At 40.7% G+C, this 23,814-nt stretch carries 26 protein-coding genes; 7 read left to right on the top strand and 19 right to left on the bottom strand.

Features of this window, described 5'->3' with window-relative positions:
• Positions 1–30: 30 nt before the first annotated feature.
• From NYE63_RS02580 to NYE63_RS02560, 5 genes are all read right to left on the bottom strand, one after another.
• Entirely contained in the window at positions 31–1,029 is a 999-nt protein-coding gene (locus NYE63_RS02580) for a S8 family peptidase (RefSeq protein ID WP_342603956.1), read from the bottom strand.
• Between the two features lie 317 nt (positions 1,030–1,346).
• Positions 1,347–1,853, bottom strand: coding sequence for an SEC-C metal-binding domain-containing protein (locus NYE63_RS02575; protein WP_230160206.1), 507 nt, complete (start codon positions 1,851–1,853; stop codon positions 1,347–1,349).
• Between the two features lie 171 nt (positions 1,854–2,024).
• The gene (locus NYE63_RS02570; RefSeq protein WP_342603955.1) at positions 2,025–2,594 is read right to left on the bottom strand and encodes a nitroreductase; all 570 of its coding nucleotides are present in this window, start codon (positions 2,592–2,594) and stop codon (positions 2,025–2,027) included.
• 11 nt (positions 2,595–2,605) lie between these two features.
• The gene (locus tag NYE63_RS02565) at positions 2,606–3,778 is read right to left on the bottom strand and encodes a toxic anion resistance protein (RefSeq protein WP_342603954.1); all 1,173 of its coding nucleotides are present in this window, start codon (positions 3,776–3,778) and stop codon (positions 2,606–2,608) included.
• The gene (locus NYE63_RS02560) at positions 3,775–4,431 is read right to left on the bottom strand and encodes a 5-bromo-4-chloroindolyl phosphate hydrolysis family protein (RefSeq protein WP_342603953.1); all 657 of its coding nucleotides are present in this window, start codon (positions 4,429–4,431) and stop codon (positions 3,775–3,777) included. Before NYE63_RS02560 ends, NYE63_RS02565 begins: the two co-directional genes overlap by 4 nt.
• Positions 4,432–4,785: 354 nt before the next feature.
• Here NYE63_RS02560 and NYE63_RS02555 point away from each other — a divergent pair, with 354 nt between their 5' ends.
• Positions 4,786–5,118, top strand: a complete 333-nt coding sequence (locus NYE63_RS02555; protein ID WP_342605666.1) for a hypothetical protein — start codon at positions 4,786–4,788, stop codon at positions 5,116–5,118.
• 378 nt (positions 5,119–5,496) lie between these two features.
• On the opposite strand, the gene NYE63_RS02550 is transcribed toward NYE63_RS02555, so the two are convergent.
• From NYE63_RS02550 to NYE63_RS02535, 4 genes are all read right to left on the bottom strand, one after another.
• Positions 5,497–7,347, bottom strand: coding sequence for a DUF6583 family protein (locus NYE63_RS02550; protein ID WP_342603952.1), 1,851 nt, complete (start codon positions 7,345–7,347; stop codon positions 5,497–5,499).
• A 255-nt stretch (positions 7,348–7,602) separates the two neighbouring features.
• Positions 7,603–7,830: a hypothetical protein gene (locus NYE63_RS02545; protein ID WP_342603951.1), complete on the bottom strand. Its 228-nt coding sequence runs from the start codon at positions 7,828–7,830 to the stop codon at positions 7,603–7,605.
• 45 nt (positions 7,831–7,875) lie between these two features.
• Complete coding sequence (locus tag NYE63_RS02540) at positions 7,876–9,153, bottom strand: ammonium transporter (protein ID WP_342603950.1); 1,278 nt, start codon at positions 9,151–9,153, stop codon at positions 7,876–7,878.
• Entirely contained in the window at positions 9,150–9,506 is a 357-nt protein-coding gene (locus NYE63_RS02535) for a hypothetical protein (protein ID WP_230160220.1), read from the bottom strand. Before NYE63_RS02535 ends, NYE63_RS02540 begins: the two co-directional genes overlap by 4 nt.
• Positions 9,507–9,831: 325 nt before the next feature.
• On the opposite strand from NYE63_RS02535, the gene NYE63_RS02530 reads away from it, so the two are divergent.
• The 5 genes from NYE63_RS02530 to NYE63_RS02510 all read left to right on the top strand — a co-directional run bounded on the left by NYE63_RS02530 (position 9,832) and on the right by NYE63_RS02510 (position 13,122).
• A complete protein-coding gene (locus NYE63_RS02530) occupies positions 9,832–10,035 on the top strand; it encodes a DUF1657 domain-containing protein (protein ID WP_057278507.1) in 204 nt (67 codons plus the stop codon).
• A 363-nt stretch (positions 10,036–10,398) separates the two neighbouring features.
• Positions 10,399–10,830, top strand: coding sequence for a SpoVA/SpoVAEb family sporulation membrane protein (locus NYE63_RS02525; RefSeq protein ID WP_342603949.1), 432 nt, complete (start codon positions 10,399–10,401; stop codon positions 10,828–10,830).
• Positions 10,830–11,849: a stage V sporulation protein AD gene (gene spoVAD / locus NYE63_RS02520; RefSeq protein WP_342603948.1), complete on the top strand. Its 1,020-nt coding sequence runs from the start codon at positions 10,830–10,832 to the stop codon at positions 11,847–11,849. The genes NYE63_RS02525 and spoVAD overlap by 1 nt, the downstream gene beginning before the upstream one ends.
• A gap of 175 nt (positions 11,850–12,024) precedes the next feature.
• Entirely contained in the window at positions 12,025–12,231 is a 207-nt protein-coding gene (locus NYE63_RS02515; RefSeq protein ID WP_063235746.1) for a DUF1657 domain-containing protein, read from the top strand.
• Positions 12,232–12,261: 30 nt separating this feature from the next.
• A complete protein-coding gene (locus tag NYE63_RS02510; protein ID WP_342603947.1) occupies positions 12,262–13,122 on the top strand; it encodes a DUF421 domain-containing protein in 861 nt (286 codons plus the stop codon).
• Positions 13,123–13,131: 9 nt separating this feature from the next.
• Here NYE63_RS02510 and NYE63_RS02505 read toward each other — a convergent pair whose 3' ends face one another.
• Both NYE63_RS02505 and rlmD read right to left on the bottom strand, forming a co-directional pair.
• The gene (locus NYE63_RS02505) at positions 13,132–13,767 is read right to left on the bottom strand and encodes a YitT family protein (protein ID WP_342603946.1); all 636 of its coding nucleotides are present in this window, start codon (positions 13,765–13,767) and stop codon (positions 13,132–13,134) included.
• 409 nt (positions 13,768–14,176) lie between these two features.
• On the bottom strand, positions 14,177–15,547 hold the full coding sequence (rlmD, locus tag NYE63_RS02500; RefSeq protein ID WP_342603945.1) for a 23S rRNA (uracil(1939)-C(5))-methyltransferase RlmD: 1,371 nt from the start codon (positions 15,545–15,547) through the stop codon (positions 14,177–14,179).
• Positions 15,548–15,735: 188 nt separating this feature from the next.
• Between rlmD and NYE63_RS02495 the strand changes: the two genes are divergently transcribed.
• Positions 15,736–15,954, top strand: coding sequence for a hypothetical protein (locus NYE63_RS02495; RefSeq protein ID WP_063235743.1), 219 nt, complete (start codon positions 15,736–15,738; stop codon positions 15,952–15,954).
• Positions 15,955–15,998: 44 nt separating this feature from the next.
• Here NYE63_RS02495 and NYE63_RS02490 read toward each other — a convergent pair whose 3' ends face one another.
• From NYE63_RS02490 to gatA, 8 genes are all read right to left on the bottom strand, one after another.
• The gene (locus NYE63_RS02490; protein WP_342603944.1) at positions 15,999–16,574 is read right to left on the bottom strand and encodes a GNAT family N-acetyltransferase; all 576 of its coding nucleotides are present in this window, start codon (positions 16,572–16,574) and stop codon (positions 15,999–16,001) included.
• Positions 16,575–16,636: 62 nt separating this feature from the next.
• Entirely contained in the window at positions 16,637–17,551 is a 915-nt protein-coding gene (locus NYE63_RS02485; RefSeq protein ID WP_342603943.1) for a diacylglycerol kinase, read from the bottom strand.
• Positions 17,552–17,730: 179 nt separating this feature from the next.
• Positions 17,731–18,657, bottom strand: a complete 927-nt coding sequence (locus NYE63_RS02480) for a hypothetical protein (protein ID WP_342603942.1) — start codon at positions 18,655–18,657, stop codon at positions 17,731–17,733.
• Positions 18,654–19,727 (bottom strand): hypothetical protein, encoded by a 1,074-nt coding sequence (locus NYE63_RS02475; RefSeq protein WP_342603941.1) that lies wholly within the window; start codon positions 19,725–19,727, stop codon positions 18,654–18,656. The genes NYE63_RS02480 and NYE63_RS02475 overlap by 4 nt, the downstream gene beginning before the upstream one ends.
• Positions 19,720–20,193, bottom strand: coding sequence for a hypothetical protein (locus NYE63_RS02470; RefSeq protein ID WP_342603940.1), 474 nt, complete (start codon positions 20,191–20,193; stop codon positions 19,720–19,722). Before NYE63_RS02470 ends, NYE63_RS02475 begins: the two co-directional genes overlap by 8 nt.
• On the bottom strand, positions 20,190–20,732 hold the full coding sequence (locus NYE63_RS02465) for a sigma-70 family RNA polymerase sigma factor (RefSeq protein ID WP_342603939.1): 543 nt from the start codon (positions 20,730–20,732) through the stop codon (positions 20,190–20,192). The genes NYE63_RS02470 and NYE63_RS02465 overlap by 4 nt, the downstream gene beginning before the upstream one ends.
• Before the next feature lie 172 nt (positions 20,733–20,904).
• Positions 20,905–22,332: an Asp-tRNA(Asn)/Glu-tRNA(Gln) amidotransferase subunit GatB gene (gene gatB, locus NYE63_RS02460; protein WP_251432209.1), complete on the bottom strand. Its 1,428-nt coding sequence runs from the start codon at positions 22,330–22,332 to the stop codon at positions 20,905–20,907.
• Between the two features lie 12 nt (positions 22,333–22,344).
• A complete protein-coding gene (gene gatA, locus NYE63_RS02455; RefSeq protein ID WP_342603938.1) occupies positions 22,345–23,805 on the bottom strand; it encodes an Asp-tRNA(Asn)/Glu-tRNA(Gln) amidotransferase subunit GatA in 1,461 nt (486 codons plus the stop codon).
• Between the last annotated feature and the right edge of the window lie 9 nt (positions 23,806–23,814).

Raw genomic sequence — 23,814 nt, 5'->3', positions numbered from 1 at the left:
AAAAATTCTTGAGGCACCTTTTTTTCTCTTCTAATATTCCATTACCACCGATTTACTCGGTAACTTAAGGTTTTCTGATTCTATCGTAATCTTAATCGATTTTTCAGTTCTTTGGTCCGCTATTGTTAAGTTAAGCAATCCATTTCCCTGTGCTTTTTTGCTTATTCCCAGATCTTCCGTACTTTTCACCAGCTGTGCATATAATTCCGATTCAGTTAAATTGCGGTCAAATTCCTTTTCAGCAATCACTTTCAAGAGGGCTGCTGCACCGCTTACATGAGGCGTAGCCATTGACGTTCCGCTCAACCTGGCATATTTATTTCCTGGATACGTAGAGAGAATATCAACCCCTGGCGCCACCAAGTCAATTTCATCATTTGTATTCGAAAAATCAGCTAAATTTCTGCTTAAATCCACAGCACCGACTTCCACTACCTCGGGATATGCTCCTGGATAATCCAATTCATCCGTTTCATGACGCCCATCACCGCTATTTCCAGCTGCGCAAACAACAAGGATATCGTTCTGAAGGGCTTTTTGAATGAGTTTGTGTTCAGCTTCATCCGGAGGACCGCCAAGTGAAAGTGAAATAACCGAAACCTTTTCTTCATTAGGTCCCCGCCAATTGATTGCATACTCTAGAGCTCCATTAATCCAATCTATATCACCTTGCCCTTGACCATTTAGGGCCTTTAACGCTAATATGCTCGCTTTCGGAGCCACTCCCACTACACCAGCATTATTGACGGCAGCCACAATCGTACCGCTAACATGTGTCCCATGTCCATTATCATCTTGATAATCCCCGGTATTTGTAAAATCCTTCCCACCTATGATTCTTTCCTTTAGGTCTGGATGTCCCTTGTCAATGCCTGTATCGATGACGGCAACTACCACGCCCTCGCCATAATTGCTTTTCTCCCAAATTGCCGGGGCTTTCACAAGCTCGACACCCTCAGGAATCTTCTCTTTCACCGTTTCCATTACTTCAAGAACTTTGTAAGGTATTAATCTTTTTTCTCTTGTCATTTGATTACCCCTTCCTTCGTTCAATAAGTTAAACTGCCATCAGTGTGGGGATATTCATCCCGTCTGGTTGCCGTCTACCGTTGAAAGAGATGAGATCAAAAAACTCTTCTCTCTTATATATACCAGATTTATGAAAATAAAAAAGAAGTTTTCGGAAAATTCCATCTAAATGACTACTTTTTATTTCTTTTTGTGTTATTATCTGGTACTCTTATTATAGAACAAATGTTCGTTTAATGCCATATTTTTTTATTCATTACTCAATTTTTTCGCAAATAAAAAAGAAGCGACTCCGAATCGAGTCAGCTTCCAAGATGTTAAGCTGCACCGCAGCATTTTTTGTATTTTTTCCCGCTTCCGCATGGACAAGGTTCATTTCTGCCAATAACCGGTTCTGTATGAACATGCGGCATTTTAGCTGCCTTTGCACTTTCCATGATAATTTGCGTGCCTTTTTCCTTCATTTGCTGATACCGCTGTTTAAATAACTCCATTACATCTTTACTGTACTTTAACGTATCTTCCGCGATATCCATCGCCTTTTGTTTGGAAATATTATAATCCTCAAGGACAAATTGATTATCCCCGAAAGAAACCCTCACTCCAAAATGTTGTCCTGCCTGTTTATTGCCTTTAAGCTCCTCAACGAATTCAAGGTATACTTCCTGGCAATCACAAGTCTGATGCATGCAATAATAATCATATATCCAATACGATTTATCTTCGTACTTACTCTTTAAAGCAATTCCATCATCAACGCCAAAAACATCCAAATATTTTATCGCTTTTCCATCGAGTATCTCAAATGGATCAATCGTTCTCATCTATAGACACATCCTAATTCATCAAAATTTATTCTTCTTTTGTATTGTACAACCTAATTCATCAATCGTCACTTGAAACGAAGCCAAATCCCTTACATTAAAAGCCCAATTGAAGGCAATAAAAAAAGCTGCAGCAGTGTGTATGCACTGCTGCAGCTGCCCCTCAATCCTTCATCCGATCCATGTGGTCAATTGATCGATCGGTGTTTTCTTAGTAGGTTTCGGCTCCATGTCAGGATAACCCAAGTATATGAAAGCCAATACTTCTCCCTTAGAGGATAAATTGAAAAATTCACGGACCTTGTCATGATATGTTATTTTTCCCGTTCTCCATACTGCTCCCAGACCTAGAGAATGTGCTGCAAGAAGCATGTTTTGAATGGCACTGTTCACTGCCGCATATTCTTCTGCCACAAGGACATTATTCTTATCACTAGGCTCTATGCCCACTGCGATGATGACTGGAGCCCTTAATGGATTCTTTTTTTGCCTTTCCAGCTTGCTGATTAAACTTTCAGGGGTATCATCAGCATTTTCAATTCTTGTGATTTCTTCGAATACCTGCCCAAGTTTATTTCTTCCTTCTCCTGTCAATACAAAAAAACGCCAAGGCTCCGTTCGATGGTGATTGGGTGCATACGTTCCAGCTTCAATGATTTGCTCGATCATTTCCTTAGGTACCGGATCTTGCTTAACGATTCCAATGCTTCTTCTCGTTTTTATAGCCTCGATAGTTTCCATGTTGTCTCCCCTTATCCCTTTATCTCTAATAGTTTCTGCTTCAGTTCATTTTCCATTGACGCCAATTCCTGCTCGGCTTGACGGCGTTTATGCCTGCCTTCTTCTTGAATCCGCATGGTTTCCTCAAGAGTGGTAATCAAGTTAGCTTGAGTACTCTTTAATGTTTCGATATCGACAAGTCCGCGCTCATTTTCTTTAGCCGTTTCAATGGTATTCGTTTTCAGCATCTCAGAGTTCTTCAATAACAATTCATTTGTAGTCTTGGAAACCTGTTTTTGCGCTTCTACAGCATGCCTCTGCCTGATTAGGGTCAATGCAATCGCAACCTGATTTTTCCAAAGTGGAATGGCTGTCATGATCGAAGATTGTATTTTCTCGACTAGCGCCTGATTCGTGTTTTGGATCAGCCTGATTTGCGGTGCGCTTTGAATCGTGATTTCCCGACTCAATTTCAAATCATGAAGCCTTTTATCCAACCGTTCAGCAAATTGCAGCATATCATTGACTTCTTGAAACTTCATTTGATCATTGCTTGATTCAGCGGACTTCCTTAGCTCCGGAATCGTTTTCTCATGGATTTCTTCAAGTTTAATTTCCCCAGCTGCAATATAGACATTCAATGCCTGGAAGTAATCCTTATTCGTTTCATATAGCTTTTCAAGGATTACGATATCCGATAACAGGATATTCTTGCTCCGATCGAGTTTCACACTGATTCGGTCAATTTGGGCCCCAGTTTTTTGATACTTGGATAGCACCTCATGGACAGATCCCGAGAGCTTCCCGAACATACGCGCAAAGAATGAGGGCTTATCCGGTTTTAGCTCATCCGGGCTCAGCTCGTTTAACTTTTTCATTAAATCACTGATGATGTTGCCCACTTCACCCACATCTTTTTTCTGGACATGCTCAAGCATGGAATTAGAAAAGGTCAGGAGCTTTGATTGGGCGGGTGTACCATAAGATATCATCGCCTGATGATTCGTAGGGTCGATTTGTTCGGCAAGCTGATAAGCCTTTGCCCTGTTCTCTTCAGGAATGACATCGATCAGTTTAACCGGTTTCGCTTCCTGGGAAGATACTTTCTCAAGCTCCTGCACCCCATCAAATGGATTGGCTAAAAGGTCATCGATCAAACTGGCATTATTCGTTTTATTCAACAGGTTTGGATCATTGTTATTCATTTTAACCTCCTGCTTTCATCAATTACTTGTGACTCTTTTCTAGTTTTAATCGATTGCTTAGCAACATCCAATTCGAAGTTAAGGTTATCGATATCATCGGCAATCACTTTATATAAATCCTTTTCTATCGTATAAGTGAGTTCCTTTAAGGTTTTACGAGTCTCTGTTAAGGAAATTTCGAGTTCCCTATTCTTTTTTGGCTGCTGTGCTAAAAAAACATATTTCTCCGCAAGCTCCATGGCGGAATCCAGATGCGAGTAATAAAATTGTTCCGCCTGGTAAAACCGCTTTGGCTCTTTTTTTGTCAGACTATATATTTTCCTGATCATTTTAATCATATCTTTCCTCTGTTTAAAAGAAGAGATATGCCTGACCGAGATTAGTGCTTTTTGCACACGCCATATCTTCGGTTTTGCTTCAATTAAATTTTTCTTTATATATTGATATTCTTTTCTCGTCAATTCATGTTTTTTGAGGTATCGAGAGGAAAAATATACGGAACTTAGCCAGTATACAAGCCCCCCTCCTGCTAAAGATATGACAACGGACAGGGCAAACGGTTGATTCAATACAAAATAGCTAATCATCCACACCGGCAAAACCATTGGAAATGCAATCAATATCGGAACAAAATCAGCAAGAAATCGATTCATAATCATTACACTCCTGACTTACACTCTTTTCTTTATATACGGATTATCCTTGGGATTGGTTTCAAGATGGATAAAAGAATTTCTCCTATCCTAAACGATATAGGAACCGGATGGTTTCTGCAAATTTATTGAAATTTTTTCTGTAAATTACCTCTTCTTCCCACTCATATGGGCTAACGCCTAGTCACTTCACCGGAACTTACATAAGTTATAACGTATCCATCCCGATTTTAAAAAGGAGAGTTGACTATGAATTCATACGGATTTTATCCTTTTCCACAACAAAATGGAAATCATCAGTACTATCAATCTAATTTTAACCCATATTTCCAACAGCCTGAACGATTTGATTATATGCCACAGCAAGATTGGAACCTTCAGCAGGTACAAGAGAATCCATATAGCCAGGTGCCCGACCCAATCGATGTTGAAAGGCAGCCTCAACAACTTGAAAGAAGAGTCCGGGAACTTGAGCGTCAAAACGAACGTCAAACGAGGGAACTCAATCGGCAGAACCAAGAAATCACGCGGATAAATCGTGAAGTGAACCGCATTAACCAGGAAATCTCCAGGCTAAGTCAAGCGGACCAGCGACATACAAATAGGTTAAACAGGCTGAATCAAAGACTTCGGGCTGTGGAAAGAAACCTAAACATCCCCTTCACCGCAACAGACGATGGTTTTTAATAATGAAATAGCAGGAGCTCATTATGGGCTCCCGCTTTTTTTATTTTCCCGATGCATTTTTTGAAGGCACTGATAGTCAGTACATGAGATTTAATCAAACGATTGATTAAATCTTTAAAGGTCCACTAAACCCTTGTCCGCGTTACTTAAACTGATTAATCCATTTTAAAGGAACAGCTTTTCGGTTACTGAGCTTTACGATTTCACTACTATCATGTGTATTTTTCGCTACCTTGAATGTGACCCCTGCCATCCTTTTTAAAAAAGTAGTTACCAATTTCTGATGCGTCCAATAAAAAGAAAATAGGAGTTTCCAAATTTCCGCTGCTGTTTTCCATTTTCAGTAGTACTATTAAATAAAAAGCAACACATCCCCGTCTACAATTTATCAACCGAATCTTCATCTTCTAAATCATAATAACCATCATAGCTATCGAACTGATATACATCTTCTGGTACAAGTCCGTATCTAATGCCCAGTTCCATCAAATTCATTCCCACTTCTTCCTGAATACGATACATTTCACCTTCTGGAATGTTCACTAAGTTTAGGCCCGCACCGGAATCAAGTTTCAAATCCGGCATTTCCAGTATGTCTTTTAGTTTCGTTTTGGAGTCCAGCTTGAACGTGACCGTATCAGAGTCCAATTCATCTGCTAAACCAAGCTTTAATTCGAATTTCGCGTTGGAATAGTCTTTCTTTAAGTTAAGTTCACTCGTTTGTTTAATGGTTCCTTTAAAACCCGATGGCCTATCAGTAAATTCGCCAACAACGAAGTTAAGATTGAAATCTCTTCTGATTTTTTTCTTACCATCCTTTTCTCCGTCAATATCACTCTTCATCGAAAAATTAATTTCCTCAGACTCCCCATACTCTTCAATCTTAAAGGAGGCATTAAGATTCTCTTTCCGAGTAGCCTCTTTTATGACCACATCATTTGTAACCTGGAACAAAATCTTTGATTCCTCTTCATCTTCAGGAGAGAGTGCCACGCTAAATTCTTCGAATAATTGATCATCGCCATATGAAACGTTTTTGCTCCTCAATTCCATGTTGAGTTGATTCTTGCTGCCTCCAAAAGCCGTTGTTATTTTACGATCGATTATTTGCTCATCCTTATCAATTAGCAATGTAGAAGAAAATCCTTTAGAAAAATGGATACCCTTCATTTCTTTCTTTGCATCTTTTAGGCCGTCCACCAATTGCCGTTTCAATCCGTTTGCATCAGAAATTCCTATTTCTTTTGTCACTGTACCGGTTTTTGACACTTTTTGTGCCCTGGTGACTATCATGCTTTGAAGCTTTTCATCTTTAATCAAATGATCCATGAAATCATTTACTAGGTTTTTAGTTTCCGAAGAAGAAAGTATAAGCGTCACTTCCCTGACCTTGATCGTTTCGCCTTCATGTATATACTCCACGCCCTTTTTCATCGTAAAGTTTTTATCTTCTAAATTTCCCAACAGGAATGCCCCATATCGTTTTTGGATGTATTCCTGTTCTTTCTCCGTTATATTCAAGTCTTGCCATTCAAGATCGGATGCATCCAAGGTTTCAGGGCCAGTATATGATGGATCGATCATTTGCATGAACTCACCATATTCATCAAAATTTACATAAAAGAATTTTTCATATAAAAATGGGACTTTCAAACCTAGTCGATCTTTGGTTTGGAGCATTTCTACATCCATTGCCTTTTCCTTCTCGACATTCAGGGCCAAATTATAATAACTTTGATTGCTTATTGGATCCCGTTCAGTTTTAGCAGTAATTGTTGCCTTGTTCAATAATTCTTGAAACATTTCTAAGCTTGGATCATTCGATATTGAATCCATATCGATATTGCCGCTTAGAGTCATCTCCGAACTTGAAGGTTTCTTCATCATTTTCTCTTGAAATTCCATCTTATCGCCATACTTCTCAACCCATCCTTCTTTGGATTTCTGGTATGTTTTATATTCGGAAAGAAGATAGAGCTCTTTCGGGGATTTATGAAGAATAATGGCAGCGGCCGCACTGGAAATCATGATAAAGGCCAATATTGCAGTAATGGTTAATGTTCTTTTCTTATGCCTTTTGGTAGAAGTCTCCTCTGCTTGTTCTTGTCTCATCTCGGAGGCTGCTTCCTTTTCCGTTATTTGTTCTTCACCAACAATGGGGGTGTCACATGATGGGCAAGTTCGAGAGTCCTCGTTCACAGGATTGCCGCATGATTTACAATGTCTCATTTTTTATGCCTCTCTCCTTTTGTTCCTCCTTACACCTATAAGCCTATATATTTAGTTTTTTCTCACCTCAATTCCATTCATCGTTATCTATATAGATAGCACCATGCGTAAGTTTCCTTTCGTCACATGTATAAATATGTGAATAATTCATGAGATAGTATCACAAATATCCCTTAAATCATTTAAAAGAAGATATTCCATAATAAAAAAACAAAAAAGAACGGGAGTCATTCTTGCACTCCCGTTCTTTCTTGTTTATAACATTATCTGTTTCAACTTTTCATTTCTTGATTCCTGGTCCTTCTGGGTAGCCAAGTCATACTTCTTCAATAGATGAAAGAGTTCATTCAATGTTTCCTGCGAATTCCCTTTTTCAAGATAACGATTCAATGTTTGACTCAATTCAGTTGGTAAAAATGGCTTTTGACTCTCAAATTTCAGCCTGACATCATGCTGCGAATGATTAAGATTGCATGTACCCATATAAAATTCACCTCTCACTTGATTCTACCATGAGTATTATGGACATTACCTTGTCAAATCTTCTTCCTGCTTATAGTAATCCTCTACCTTGATGAACTCCGGCGAGGTATGTGTGGCCATGATGCCATGATAACTGATATCCAACCCGAGTTCTTCTTCTTCTTCAGTGGATCTTATAGGCAGCCAAACATTTATAACTTTAAAAACAAGCCATGTCAATGAAAAGCCCCAGATGCATAACACCACTAATCCTAATGTTTGAACTCCAAGCAAATGCCATCCCCCACCTACAAACAATCCGTTTTCAGTGGAGAAAAGCCCTACCGCTATCGTACCCCACATTCCTGATGCCGCATGAACAGGAAAGGCGCCAACCGGATCATCGATTTTTCTTGCTTCCAACCAATTTGTCGCAGCTAACATGAGCATTCCAGAAACTGCTCCAATCAGTAACGCCGCCAGATCACTAACGAATGCACAGCCTGCTGTAATCCCGACAAGGCCTGCAAGTGAGCCATTGATGACGGAAGGTGCATCCGAACGACCATACCTAAATAGTGTATAAAGCAATGTCGCGGCCCCCCCTGATGCAGCTGAGAGCATCGTGACAATGGCAATATGGCCAATGCGCCCATCTGTAGCTTGTAAGGTGCTTCCTGCATTAAACCCAAACCAGCCAAACCATAAAAGGAATGCCCCAACAGATGCCAATGGGAGATTACTCGGCAAGGAAATGGAACTAGTACCCCGTGAAGTGAATTTACCCGCTCTCGGCCCGATTACAATGGCAGCAGCAAGTGCAGAAAAACCGCCTAGCGCATGAATGACCGCCGACCCTGCGAAGTCTTGCATGCCCAACCCACTTAACCAGCCACCTCCCCATACCCAGTGACCAGCAATCGGATAGATGAACGCCGTCATCATTACGACAATAATAAGGTACGCCCGAAAATTAATCCTTTCCGCAACTGCTCCCGAAACGATGGAAATAACGGCGATGACGAATGCGCCTTGAAATAACCAAAATGCATCCATGGAAATCGTAAGGTCGATGTGCGACAAATCACCTTTCAGCAGAAAGCCGCTTGCTCCGATGGTTCCAAATACATCCGTTCCATACATTAAGCCAAAACCAACGATGAAATAGCAAAGTGTTCCTATCGTAATATCGGCAAAAACCTTCATAATAATGTTCACATTATTCTTCGTGCGGACGAACCCTGCCTCCAATAAGGCAAACCCGCCCTCCATTAATAGAATCATGGCTGCTGTCAGAACCACCCAAACCGTATCCAAGCCAGCGTTTAACGTTTCTAAAGTCATCTTGGTGTTCCCTCCGCTTTCTGCCAGGCCATTATTTCTTTAATGATGTCTGATGGCAAATTCATTTCCCTTTTTTCCGGTTCAGCTTCAAGTAAACCGATCACCTCATTTAAAAAAGCGACCTTCTGTTTTATTTTCTCGATTTGTTTATATCTATCTTTAACATTCACCAAATGCTCAACTGCCTGGTGATGACTTGGGGCACGCCCTGTAAAAAAACGTTTAAACGGTGATAGGGATTGATACCAAGCTTCCTCAGCTCTTCGTTTTTGCTCATATTTATGAATTTTACCTTTGATCGATTCAATTTCCGACTCTTGTTTGCTTTTATGGAAGAGCAGTCCTTTTATCACTTCTTCAGATGAAATTTCAAAAACAACTCTACTATATAAATCATCCCTAATATAAATGTCATATCACCTCACGTAATCGCGTTATGTTTCCTACAATTATATTTATAATTCTGAATTCAGTCAATAATTAAACAATAAAAACGATTTGTACTACGAATAAATCCCATTTTAAGAATGCTTCTGCCTGTTCCCTTTCCATTAATCAAACGTTTGATTAATGGATTGAGTTAGTTACTTTATTCAATTCCTAGAGAAATTTGGAAGGTATAGATAATTATTTTTTCCTTACTCTAATAAAGCAGTTACAAACTAAGGAGGTTCATACATGACAGTAATAAACGATGTCAAAACAACTATTGCAGGGCTAAAAAGCGCTCAAGCGAGCTTTGAAACCTTCGCGCTTTCCACAGATAATGAGCAAGCCAAACAACTATACCAACAAGCTGCCCAACAAACACAAACGATTGTGGATAGCATCACTCCTCGCATAGAAGAGATTCAAAACGAGGAACCTCAATATAAACAATAATCATTCATATAAAAAAGGTTGGTTAAAGCAACCAGCCTTTTTTATATCTTTCAATCCATAAGGAGAATAAAATTTTTTACTTTTATGTTAGACAGGATTTTCGAGAGTCAGACGGCTATTATAAGGGACTTATTTTGAATATACCATAGGGTTACATACCAGCAATCCAATTGACCGAACAGAGGGCGCTCAAGCCTAAAGCTTATGGAAAAGGACGAAGTCGCGGATGTAAAAGCTATGAATTGCATACGCTTAAAAATCATCGTAAACCGGTCGTTTTTAGAATTTGATTGACAGGAACTTTGGAAAGACCTTAATAAAAGGTTAATGCCTTATTGAATGGATGGAAGAAGTGATGCGAGGATGTTAAATGATAAAAAGAAAAAGTTGACTCCTATCCAACAGGAACATCAGCAAGTTCAAACTCAATTGGAAATTAAAAGGTCAGTAATGACCGGCGGTATAATTTATATGATCGGACAAGTCATTCCGAATTTTCATTTCCTATACCATGACTTCATGGACCAGACAGCTGGAAACCCCATGGCTGGAATATTAATATTCATTGCTATGATCCTCACCGGATTTGGGGTGTATGACCGAATTGGCCGCTTCGTTCCGATTACAGGTTTCGGTAATGCCGCTATATCCGCAGCAGCCATAGAATACCGGGCAGAAGGTTACGTTTTAGGAAATGGCTGCAATATATTCAAATTGGCTGAATCATTTATGTTATTCCTTGGTTTTATCACAGCACTGGTAATGAAAATACTCATACAATGGGGGGGTTTATAATGCTTACGGGGCATCGTACATGGGTGTTTGATCAAAAGCCTGTCATCGTCTCCACAGGAACTGTTGGCGGTCCATTTGAAGCAGACGGTTTGCTTGCGGATGATTTCGATCTTCTCCATTCCGATTTATGGATAAATCAAGATACTTATGAAAAGGCACATAAAGTCTTATTGGAAGAAGCGAGTACAAAAGCAATCGAAAAGGCGGGTCTTCAAAAGGAACAGATTCAATTTTTCCTTGGAGGCGACCTTATCAACCAAATAACCCCTACGAGTTTTGCCTGCCGAACACTAGGAACACCTTATCTCGGCTTATTTGGTGCCTGCTCCACCTCCATGGAGGGACTGGCTCTTGGTGCATACCTTGTCAATACAAAAGGGGCAGAGTACTTATTGACAGGAGCATCAAGTCATAACGCCGCAGTAGAAAAGCAATTTCGCTATCCAACTGAATACGGAGGGCAAAAACCTCCAACAGCCCAATGGACCGTTACGGGGGCCGGCGTAGCTTTATTAAGCAGTGCCGGGGAAGGCCCAAGGGTCACATCAGCTACGATAGGCCGTGTCATTGACATGGGATTGACTGATCCTTTCAATATGGGAGGTGCAATGGCCCCGGCCGCTGTGGATACGATTGAAGCCCATTTAAGAGAACGGAACCTTGACTCATCCTATTATGATTTAATAGTGACTGGGGATTTAGGAAAAATTGGACATGAAGTTTCATTGGAATTATTTAAAAAACATAATACACCGATTAAAGAAGAGCAATATAAAGATTGCGGTTTAATGATATACAGGGAAGGTCAACCGGTCCTGTCCGGTGCAAGTGGCCCTGGGTGTTCCGCAACCGTTGTTTATGGTCATTTATTAAATCGCATGAAAAAGGGAGAGATTAAACGATTGCTCGTCGTGGCTACCGGTGCTTTGTTATCTCCCCTATCCTTTCAACAAAGTGAGACGATTCCATGCATTGCCCATGCCGTATCGATCGAATATGGCGGTGAACCACAAACATGATTCAAACATACGCCTGCTCATAAAGAATGAACATTCGTGGTTGCTGAGATTGTTTCCGTAGCCTTCGCGGATACGGAAAAGCATGCTGGGATTTTTAAAGTAACCAGTGCCGGAATAAACAGCCACGGGGTGTTCGAACGATTATTTTTAGACCTAAGGATAAGGAGGATGCTATATGACGATAGCTTCTAATGTAAAACAATGTGTCTCTAGCCTGAAAGGAGTTGAAGCAGGCTTATCCAGCTTAGCACTCCGGACTCAAGATGAGGAATCTAAACGCATCTTACATGAAACGATGCTGGTGGTGAATGAAGTTATGAAGGATGTACTGAAGCGCGTGGGCGAGTTAGAACGGGAAGAACCACAATATAAAGGTTTTTAAAAACAATGATCAAGCAGGAGGTGTTTAGTAATGCCGGATTGGATAGAAATTCTTTTGCGTTCATTATTCTTTTTAATTGTTCTTTTTTTGATCACAAAAGTGTTAGGAAAAAAACAATTGTCCCAGCTCTCCTTTTTTGAATATGTAACGGGCATAACCATTGGTAATGTTGGGGCAGAATTAGCTACGAAAGTGGAGGGCAATATTATACATGGTGTACTGTCCATTCTAGTTTTTGCCATAGCACCCTTCATTGCAGGATTAATATCCCTAAAAAGTAAAACTTTCCGTGATCTTGTGGAAGGAAAAGCATCGGTTTTCATCAAAGATGGGAAAGTCATGGAAGATAATTTAAAAAAAGAGAAATATACCATTGATGAATTGTTGGGATTGCTCCGAAAAAAGGATGTCTTCGATATCTCTGAAGTTGAGTTTGCCTTATTGGAAGCCAACGGGGATTTTTCCGTAATGTTAAAGAAGCAAAATCAACCTATAACACCTAAGGACCTTAACCTGCCAGTGGCTGCAGTAAAGGAGCCACAAACAATCATTATGGACGGCAGTATACTCGATGAACCACTTTCCACGATTGGACTAAACCGAAATTGGCTTCAAACTGAACTGGATAAGTTGGGGGTAATCCTCGAGAATGTTTTTCTTGCTCAAGCTAATTCTAACGGAGAATTAACTGTGGACCTTTTTGATGATAAACTTAAAGTTCCTTCTCCTCAAGAAAAACCTCTTATGCTCGCGACCTTGAAAAAATGCCAGGCGGATTTAGAGCTGTTTGCACTTGGAACGGAATCAAAGGAAGCTAAAGAGATGTTTAGCAAAAATAGCGAAAAGCTGCAAAAGGCAATAGATGGCGTAGCCCATATCTTAAGGAACTGATCACTATATTCAATCCCTCACTTTCATAAGTGAAGTGATCAGTCCAATGATGATAATCGTCACACATGAAAAAAGAAAAATTTCGATACCTAAAGTGAATGCTGCAGCTGAAATGATTAGTGTATCTATGACGATAATCGCAAATGCAATATCCATGGAGGTAGATTTTGCGATGATTTTGGCTAACATATCCGTTCCCCCGCTGCTTGTCTCATATCGAAGCATGAGTCCTATGCCCATCCCTATGATGGCACCGCCAATCAAAGAGCTTGTTAGTATCGAAATGGAAAAGACCTTTTTCAGTGGATTTAGCCAATCCATAAAAAGGGATGTCAAAAGCAATCCGTGAACGCTGCTATAGAAAAAAGGGCGTTCATAGTACCAAGCATATAAAAATATAGGAATACTAAGGATCAACATGGATAGCCCCGTTTGATAATCAAAGAAATAATGAAGGATGAGTGCAATCCCAATAACGCCGCCATCTATTAAATGATGAGGAACTAAAAAACCATTGATTCCAACACCTACCAAAAAGCTACCAACAATTACAGCCACCGCTTTTTGAAAATTAATAAAATCACCTTGCCTCCCAATCATATATTCCTTAATATATGTCCAAGTCAGAGCGTCAAGAATATACATAATAAAAAAAAATCCCCCTCCCTTTACTTCAATTTAACTACGTGAAAAAGGCCCTGGTCATTTAGACCGAGACCCACAGTTTGTAGACAATGGGTTCGGAAAACATATCTTTCATCACATGATGTTCCCGAACCATCTGCCCCAAAGAAACACCTCTCCTCAGGTATGGTTTCTATCTAAATGTTATAACAAAGTTTATTGGAGAGAAACAGTGCCAGACTCCTGCGGGAAAAGTGCGTCTAAGGAGGCGCGCAGTAGGGGCAAGAGAGCTGACGGCCAGCGACAAGTGTCTGGAGCGGAAATCAACGTCCAAATTGTACAAGCCATAAAAAAACTGTAGACAGACTCGATTTTCATCGAGTTCGCCTACAGTCTGAGGGCCCGGTCATTTAGACCGGGCCCCATTCCTTCATTTCAACTCTAATAACACTACATTTTCAACATGTGTCGTCATTGGGAACATATCGACAGGCTGAATATCAACTGCTTTATATCCGCCTTCTTCCAAGATATGAAGATCACGCGCCAGAGTGCCTGGGTTGCATGATACGTATACGACTTTGTTTGGCTTCATATCGATGATCGTATTCAGAAGGGACTCTTCACAACCTTTGCGTGGAGGATCCACAACGATGACATCCGCAGTGTTGCCCTTTTGATACCATTCAGCAATAACGTTACCTGCATCGCCAACCATGAATTCTGCATTTGAGATATCATTCAATTCAGCGTTGCGGCGTGCGTCTTCTATCGCTTCTTCGACCACTTCGACACCGATTACTTTTTTCGCTTTTTTAGCTAAAAATAAAGAGATGGTTCCAATGCCGCAATAGGCATCAATCACCGTTTCTTCACCAGTCAGCCCTGCATAGTCAAGTGCTTTATCATAAAGGACTTTCGTTTGGTCTGGATTGATTTGGTAGAAGGATTTTGCTGATATCGCAAATTTCACATCACCGATCATATCATGGATCACTTCGTCGCCCCATAGTACAGTCATTTTATCGCCTAAGATAACATTCGTTTTCTTAGAATTCACGTTTTGAACGATGGATTTCACTTGTGGAAGACGTTCAACGATTTCCTTCACGATTGTTTCGATGAAAGGGATACTTTTCGTTCTTGTAACGAGAACGATCATTAATTCACCTGTTTGCTTGCCATAACGGGCCATGATGTGCCGCAATACACCTTTATGTGCCTCTTCATTGTAAGCAGGGATGCCAAGTTTACTGAAAATCTCTTTAACGACTTGAACGGATTCATTGATCACTTCATTTTGGATAATGCTTTCTTTTGTTTCAACAATTTCATGTGTCCGCGGTTTGAAGAACCCTGCTATTAGCTTGCCATCCTTTTCACCAACAGGCACTTGCGCTTTATTACGATAATGGGTTGGATTCTCCATCCCAAGGATCGGGTGAACCTTCACATCCTCCAGTTTCCCGATGCGTGTCATCACTTCACGTACTTGCTTTTCCTTGAATTCCAACTGTCCTTCATAGCTCATGTGCTGCAGCTGACAACCACCGTATTTATGGTAATCTTCAGTCGTGACCTCAACCCGGTATGGACTGTTTTCGATAATCTCCATCAAACGTCCGAAGCCATAACCCTTATTAGCCTTCATCACTTTAATTTTTGCTTTTTCACCAGGAAGGGCGCTCTGAACAAAGATTGGGTAGCCATCTACTTTAGCGACGCCAGCCCCTTCATGTGTTAAATCTTCAAATAAAACCTCTATAATATCATTTTTAGCAACTGGTGCTGTTTTTTTCATATCATCTTCTCTTTTCTTTTTTATGCTAGCCTGTATTTTACCACAATAGAGGCCTTGCCACAAAACCACTCACCAATTTACCCTGGATTTCATAAAATATAGTGGAAGGAATTACGGATTTTTCATAGTTCCATGAATAAAAGTTCAATAAAAAAAGAAAAATAAGGAAAAATAGATGAGGTGAGAAAATGGGTTTATTTAACTCTATATCAGCATGGAATGCTACAAGGTTAGAAAAACATCGTGCAAGTATGGAGCAAAAAGGACTCTGTCCGGATTGTTACGGACGCGGATACAGCTCTTTCGTACCTACGGAATATCATTTTTCCGATATACACGATTGTCCCGGCTGTAATGGCTCCGGAGCTTACGCTGATTGGGCAGCCATGAATGGGCAGCAAATGTAATTGCATTCAGTGCCAAATTTCAAATAACTAAAAAGGACCCCCTGTTAAACAGGAGGTTCTTCTATTTCCTTAACCATATAGCGAAATTCATGGCCACTAATCGTAATGGTTTTCATTTCGATATATCCTAATCTGCTATAGAGACGATTCGCCCCTTCATTTTCATTTTCAACGACTAAAGAAACCCTTGGATACCCCTTATTTTTAGCGTATCCCTCAATATATTGAATCAGTGCACTACCAATTCCTTTTCCTTGAAAATTCGGGTCAACGGATACTGTATCCAAATAAAAGTCTTTCATTTCCGCTTCCTTATCGAGTGTAAGGCTCGGATCTTTCATTTTCATCCTTAATTGTTTCACTATCGGTTCATCCAAGCTTTCGGCATCCTTGCCATGGTAAGCAATGATCAATCCAGATACTTGTCCATCATGTTCACTTACAAAGGTATTTTCATAGCTGATCCGATTTCCACTTTTCCTGAACAAATCGGCAAGAACGGAAAGTACTCTTTCTTCTTCCGTTTCACCTGTCAAAACCTCTGCAATTTCCTTAATCGCTAACCGGGTCAATATGGCTGACTTTTCCGCATCTTCCGGTGTCGCTTTCCTGATATACATGTTTGCAATTCTCCTTGCTTCATTAAACTGAAAAGGCCACCATAATCAGTGGCCTTTTCACCCTATTTATTTGCCGGATCGTCCGGCAGTATTCCTTGCGGGATGAATACATCAAAATGGCGGTACTGATTTACGAATTCAGCTGGTGCCATCCCGCCAAACTCCCCATCCAAGTTAAGCATCATGTCGTTTTTGGCCTGGACTTTAATTCGATTGGCTTTTTCATAAATGACGTTTTTATCATGGATATGTTCACCGCGCATTGCCAATGTTGCAACACGGACAATATCAGCGAGGTTGGCCTTTTTCAAAATAAGCAACGTGAACATACCATCATTCAGAGAGGCGTCAGGAGCCAGTTTCTCGAAGCCGCCGACCGAATTCGTGTTAGCCACCAAGAAAAGCATGATCTCTCCTTCAAAAAGCTTTCCATCATATTCAATAGAAACTTCCGTCGGTTTAATTGAAGGAAGCATTTCAATTCCTTTAATATAATACGCTAGCTGACCAAGCATGGTTTTCAGCTTGATCGGCACGTCGTAGGTCAATTCAGTCAATCTGCCCCCGCCTGCAATATTGATGAAATACTTATCGTTCATTTTCCCAATATCGATCGGCATCGTATGCCCGCTGGCAATAATTTCGGCTGCCCCTTCGATTGACTTCGGTAAATGCAGCGCCCGCGCGAAATCATTGGTCGTTCCCGTCGGAATGATTCCTAGTTTCGGACGTTTCTCTGCAGTGGCCAGTCCATTAACAACCTCATAAATCGTACCGTCGCCCCCTGCTGCAATAACTATATCATAGCCGCGTTCAATCGCTATCTTAGCCGCTTTCGTCGCATCCCCAGCACCGGTCGTTGCATGTGCAGAAGCTTCATAACCAGCTTCTTCAAGTTTCGCTAGAACACCTGGCAGGCTCTTCTTAATGGCTTCCCGGCCCGAAGTCGGGTTGTAAATCAACCTTGCTCTTTTCATTTCCCATCATCCTTATACATATTGATTCCATAATTTACATCTTAATCCTTCGTTACATGAAAAGCAATATTCGAAAAAAGAGGACCGTATTTCGGTCCATATCTTTTGCATTTTACTAGAAATCTTATCAGGGAAAATTATAATGCTTTTTACAATTTTATTCTAGTAAATGATTTCAATCATGGATATTGAACATTCACGTTAAATGTATCGGTAACCGTTAAAGTATGTTTCCCTTTTCCAATATTGAATATCCCATTCTTTTTAACAGCGCCTTCTTCACTTGTTTCTTCTTTCACTTCAGTCATCTTCCAGCCATTCTCAGGTCCTTCAAGTTCCTCGACCCCTCTAGCATCTATCTTGACATCACTTTTATCCTGAAGGAATACACTTAGATTTCCGCTGTCCTTCACACTCCAGTCATTCAAGAGCTTTCTAGGCTTCAAGACAAGATCGGTACTTTGCCCGTCTATCTCCACGGCCAACTCAGCAGGGATTATAAGAGTTGCCTTAAGATTCATTGTACCACTGTTCAAAAGCCCATTTTGAATCGGCAAATCCTTGAAGCTTATATAAAGCGTATCACCATTTCTTTCAACGAGTAAATAATCTTCCGCCTTATTCAACAACGAATCATCCTCTTTCCTTACCCGCTCACCATATGTTCCAAAAATGGAAACTTCCTCGCCCTTACCACTCTCAATTGTCAATGGGTATGGGCCAGGGTCCAGGACAACTCTCTGTATGCCTTTCCCTGCCTTTTGATTGAAACCAGGCAAATTAACCGTTTTCTCTTCACTATTCACGGCAGCCTTAACTTGATCCATCAATCCGCTTGATGTTAGCAGAATTAAAACTATCCCAGTCGTTCCAAGCAATCCCACGAAAAGAATGCTAAGAATATCATACTTTACAAAAGAACTTTCTTTTCTGGAAAAATATATATAGAAGAGAATCTCTGCACCCAAGATAATGAACAGCAATGGCCACCATGATAGCAGAATCGTCGTCAAATTTATATCCGCAATTTGCGAAACCAGTAAAACCAAACCCAAACCAACCAGGGAGATTCCCATTGAAATCGTTCCGACTCTCCATGTTCTCATTTTGTCTCCTCCTTGACTCTTCCTTTTTTACTTCCCGACAGCAATTTGATTCCCCCGCCTATAAGAAGGATGCATACCAGGCCTTTTTGAAAATAATCTCTAAACCAATATTCTAAGTTTCTTCCAATCCATTCATCTAAATGAGGAGCTATGGCCGGGACGATTATATTACTAGCCAGGAAATAGATTCCAAGACCCACCAATCCCAATCCTATCCATTTTTGGTGATCGACCATCCCCGAAATGATGGGGATATCTTCAACTGGACCTTCCTCCATTTTCGAGGCTTTTTGCAATCCATCAAAAAAACTATAAAACCAGATAATTGGAATAAGGAAAAAGAAGAAACCTAAACGGAGTAAATCCAGTATGTAAATGGCGAATAAAAAGCCGGCCATCAATTGAATCCCACGTTTTTGCAGCCCCAAATATAAGTGACCTGCACCAGGAAAAATAGCAAATAAAGTCGCGACCGATTTACTCTTCTTCCCGGATTCCCGCCTCTCCTCGAAATCTTCCAAAACGGTCCGATCGATAAGCTCCTCACCTCTTTGCTTTTTATTGAGCTGCTGAACAGAATCAAAAAAGCTGTAAATCCAAATAACAGGCAATAGTGCCATGAATATTAACAGACCTTCCATCTGTGTCATCACACTGATGAAGATCACCATAATGCCAAGGCCTAAAAAGCCGATGAGAAAAATGAGTCCCCGATTCATGAGGCCCAGCTGAAAGTGCCCTAACCCTGGAACGAATGAAAGGATGATTACATAAAATCTTTCCGCCTCCGGCTGCTGATCTGCCATTCCCTCCACATCCTCTTCACTTTTAGGCTTCCTCAGTGAGGTGACCACCAAATCAAATATACTGATGAAATAAAACACCATTCCAATAATGGAAAAAGCCAGAAACGCATCAGATTGACTGATCAACGAAAGAAAAAGACCTCCAAGCCCCAATCCAGCTGTGGCAAGAAAATAAAATAACCCTTTATATTTCCTTCCTAGGTAAAAATGTCCGAAACCTGGCAAAAATGATAATAAAAAGGCTAATACCGGACTTTTATTCATTTCTAAACCCCTCCTTATTTTTCTTTTCAATAGAGTCCATCCAATTAAATGTTTTATCAATAAGTCCATCGGTTAAGGACTGCGTTTCCTTTTCGCTGCTTGATTCGACAGAATCCACGTATTCTGTCAATGTTTGAAATACTCCGCCTGCCATTAATAAAATCGTAAACCCTGCCGCGATCAAGTAATGTCGTGTGATCGTCCGAAGTGATTTCTCTTTTCTGTGTTGCTTGGCCTTGGCCTCTTCAACAGAGTCGACTTTCAATCGGCTAATCGATTCCATGACAGGACCTGCAATATCAAACCCTTCAATGTCCAGACTGTTTTCTTCTTTTTCCATCGCTTCCATATAGGAGGACAAACACTTGTCACAGGAGTATAGATGATTTTCATATTCAAATTTTAGAGCCTCTGGTATTTCATCTGCCAAATATGCATCCCATTCTGCTTCAGGAACATGATTCATGAAAAATCCTCCTCTTCCCAATGTTTTCTCATCCAATTTCTTGCCCGATATAGCTTTACCTCCACAGATTTCACTTGAATCTGCTGTTCCTCTGCAATTTGCTTGAATGTCTTTTCCTTTATGTAATAGCCATATACAACGTCCCGGTATCCCTCTGGAAGGTCATTCAGCTTCCGTAATACTTGCTTTCGCCTTTCATTCCGAAAAAATACTGCCTCGACATCATCAGTTAAACCCAAATTAGCTTCCGATGAATGTTCGTCCTGCAATTCTTCCTTTTGGCGTTCCCTCTTTCTCTTTAAATCGATTGCATGATTGACCGCAATTCGGGTAATCCAAGTTTTGAAACCTTGGTTCTTATATTGAGGAAGAGAAGTATAGATTTTGATAAAGACTTCCTGGGTAACATCTTCAGCATCCTTTTGATTCCGCAAGACGGAATAGACGGTTCTATAAATCGTCTGTTTATAAGTTTCAATCAACATTCGGAATGCATGATCATTCCCAGCCCTTACCTTCTCAACTAACTCATCCGTCACTTCTCTTCCTCCTTTCCTGTTATGTTAAACTTTCATGTAATAGACGACACAAAAAGGAGTTACCCCTACAGATAACTCAAAAAAAATCAAAAATTATTTTCTCCTTTGTCACAGTAAACACTTTTCTTAATCAAGAGAAAACCGTACCACTTTAAAAGTGATACGGTCAATATTAACGTTTATTGATTTCTTCCACCAAAATTTTATTAACAAGCTGTGGATTGGCTTGTCCTTTTGTCGCTTTCATGATCTGTCCGACAAGGAAGCCAATTGCCTTTTGTTTACCGGCTTTAAAATCTTCAATCGATTGCGGGTTATTATTCAATGCTTCTTCAACGGCTGTAAGCAATGCGCCTTCATCGGAAATTTGGACTAGTCCCTTCTCCTTGACGATCGTTTCAGCATCCCCGCCGTTTTCAATCAATTCTTTGAAAACTTTTTTAGCGATTTTAGAAGAAATCGTGCCATCTTCAATCAGCTTGATCATTCCAGCCAACGATTCAGCAGTCAATTTGACATCATGCAGCTCTTTACCTTCTGCATTCAAGAAAGCGGAAACCTCACCCATGATCCAGTTAGATGCTAGTTTTGCATCAGCTCCTGAAGCGACTGTCGCTTCAAAGAAATCAGCACTTTCTTTCGTTACCGTTAAAACGGCTGCATCATATTCAGGTAAGCCAAATTCTTCGACATAGCGTTTTTTCCGGGCATCCGGAAGTTCCGGAATCTCGGCAGCAATACGCGCTTTCCATTCTTCATCGATATGGATTGTCAATAAGTCCGGTTCCGGGAAGTAACGGTAATCATCGGAACCTTCCTTAATTCGCATTAGTACCGTTCTGCCTGTAGCTTCGTCGAACCGGCGGGTTTCCTGTTCGATTATGCCGCCTTCATTCAAAATTTCCGCTTGTCGGATTTCTTCATGCTCCAACCCTTTGCGAACGAAGTTGAATGAGTTCAAGTTTTTCAATTCGGTTTTCGTACCGAATTCTTTTTGGCCGACAGGTTTCAAGGAAATGTTAGCATCACAGCGAAGTGAGCCTTCTTCCATTTTACAATCGGAAACGCCGGTGTATTGAATGATGGATTTCAACTTTTCCAGATAAGCATAAGCTTCTTCCGGGGAAGTGATATCCGGTTCGGATACGATTTCAACAAGAGGCGTACCTTGGCGGTTATAATCACACAGTGAATAGTTCCCTTTATGTGTCAGCTTTCCAGCATCCTCTTCCATATGAATGCGGGTAATGCCAATTTTCTTTTTCTTGCCGCCCACTTCGATTTCAATCCAACCATGCTCACCGATCGGTTGATCGAACTGTGAAATTTGGTATGCTTTAGGATTGTCCGGGTAAAAATAGTTTTTCCGGTCGAATTTCGTAATTTCCGCCACTTCGCAATTCAGGGCAATTGCAGCCTTCATTGCAAAATCAACAGCCTTTTTATTGACGACAGGCAATACTCCTGGGTAGCCTAGGTCAATTACAGTCGTGTTACTATTTGGAGCGGCACCAAAATGATTTGGGCTCGCTGAGAAAATTTTAGAATCCGTTTTTAATTCTACGTGTACTTCTAGACCAATCACCGTTTCAAAGTCCATTTTTTTCACCCCTTACAGCTTAGGAAATTGTTTATGAAAATCTGTTGCTTGCTCAAATGCGTGAGCCGCGCGATAAATCGTGCTTTCATCAAAATGCTTCCCAATCATTTGCAGTCCAAGCGGAAGCCCATTCGCTGCGAATCCACATGGCACGGATATACCTGGTACACCAGCAAGATTGACTGGAATCGTCAAGATATCATTCGCATACATCGTTAATGGATCGTCGACTTTTTCACCAATTTTAAATGCAGGCGTAGGTGTAGTCGGCCCAACGATGACATCGTATTTTTCAAAGACATCTTCAAAGTCTTTTTTGATTAATGTACGTACTTTTTGAGCCTTTTTATAATAAGCATCATAATAACCGGAACTTAAGGAGAACGTTCCAAGCATGATACGGCGTTTCACTTCGTCACCGAATCCTTCTGCACGGGTTTGCTTATACATTTCGATAAGAGTCTCTGCATTATCTGTACGATGTCCGTAACGCACTCCGTCAAAACGTGAAAGGTTAGCCGAAGCTTCCGATGAAGATAGCAGGTAATAGGCAGCTAAAGCATATTTGGAATGCGGCAAGGATACCTCTTCCCATTCAGCTCCAAGCCCCTCTAATACTTTTAACGCTTCAAGTACGGAATTACGTGCTTCTTCCCCAACGCCTTCACCAAGATATTCTTTAGGTACAGCTATTTTCAATCCTCTAACATCGCCTGTTAACGAATTCACAAAACTCGGCACGTCAACATTAGCAGAGGTCGAATCCATTGGATCTACACCTGAAATCGCTTCAAGCAAATAAGCGTTATCTTCAACCGTTCTTGTAACTGGCCCAATTTGGTCCAATGAAGACGCAAATGCTACTAGTCCGAATCGGGAAACCCGTCCATATGTAGGTTTTAAGCCGACAACTCCACAATAGGCCGCTGGTTGGCGGATCGATCCACCCGTATCGGAACCTAAAGAGAATAGGACTTCACCGGAAGCAACAGATGCAGCTGAACCACCCGAAGAACCTCCTGGCACAAATTCCGTGTTCCAAGGGTTGCGTGTTGCCTGAAATGCTGAGTTCTCATTAGAAGAACCCATCGCAAATTCATCCATATTTAATTTCCCTATTGTAACCGTTTCTGCTTTCTGTAGCTTTTGAACAACGGTTGCATCATAGATTGGATCAAAGTTCTCCAAAATTTTGCTCGCACAAGTCGTACGCAAATTTTTAGTGACAATATTATCCTTCACTCCGATTGGCATACCAAATAAAGCGCCTTCGTTCTCGCCTTTTACCAATTGATCATCCAATCGTTTTGCTTGATTGCGGGCGTTTTCTTCATCAAGTGTCAAAAATGCCTTCACCTTGTCCTCTACTTGTCCGATTCGCTTATACGATTCGTTAACAAGATCAGTGACACTTATCTCTTTCTTATGTAAGCGTTCATGAAGCTCAGAAACCTTTTGTTCGAACAACGACATCATTGTCCC

The sequence above is a fragment of the Peribacillus sp. FSL E2-0159 genome (assembly GCF_038643155.1).
Classification (GTDB): domain Bacteria; phylum Bacillota; class Bacilli; order Bacillales; family DSM-1321; genus Peribacillus; species Peribacillus simplex.
Note: the sequence above shows the minus strand (reverse complement) of the source record. Positions and strands in the feature narration are given on the sequence as shown.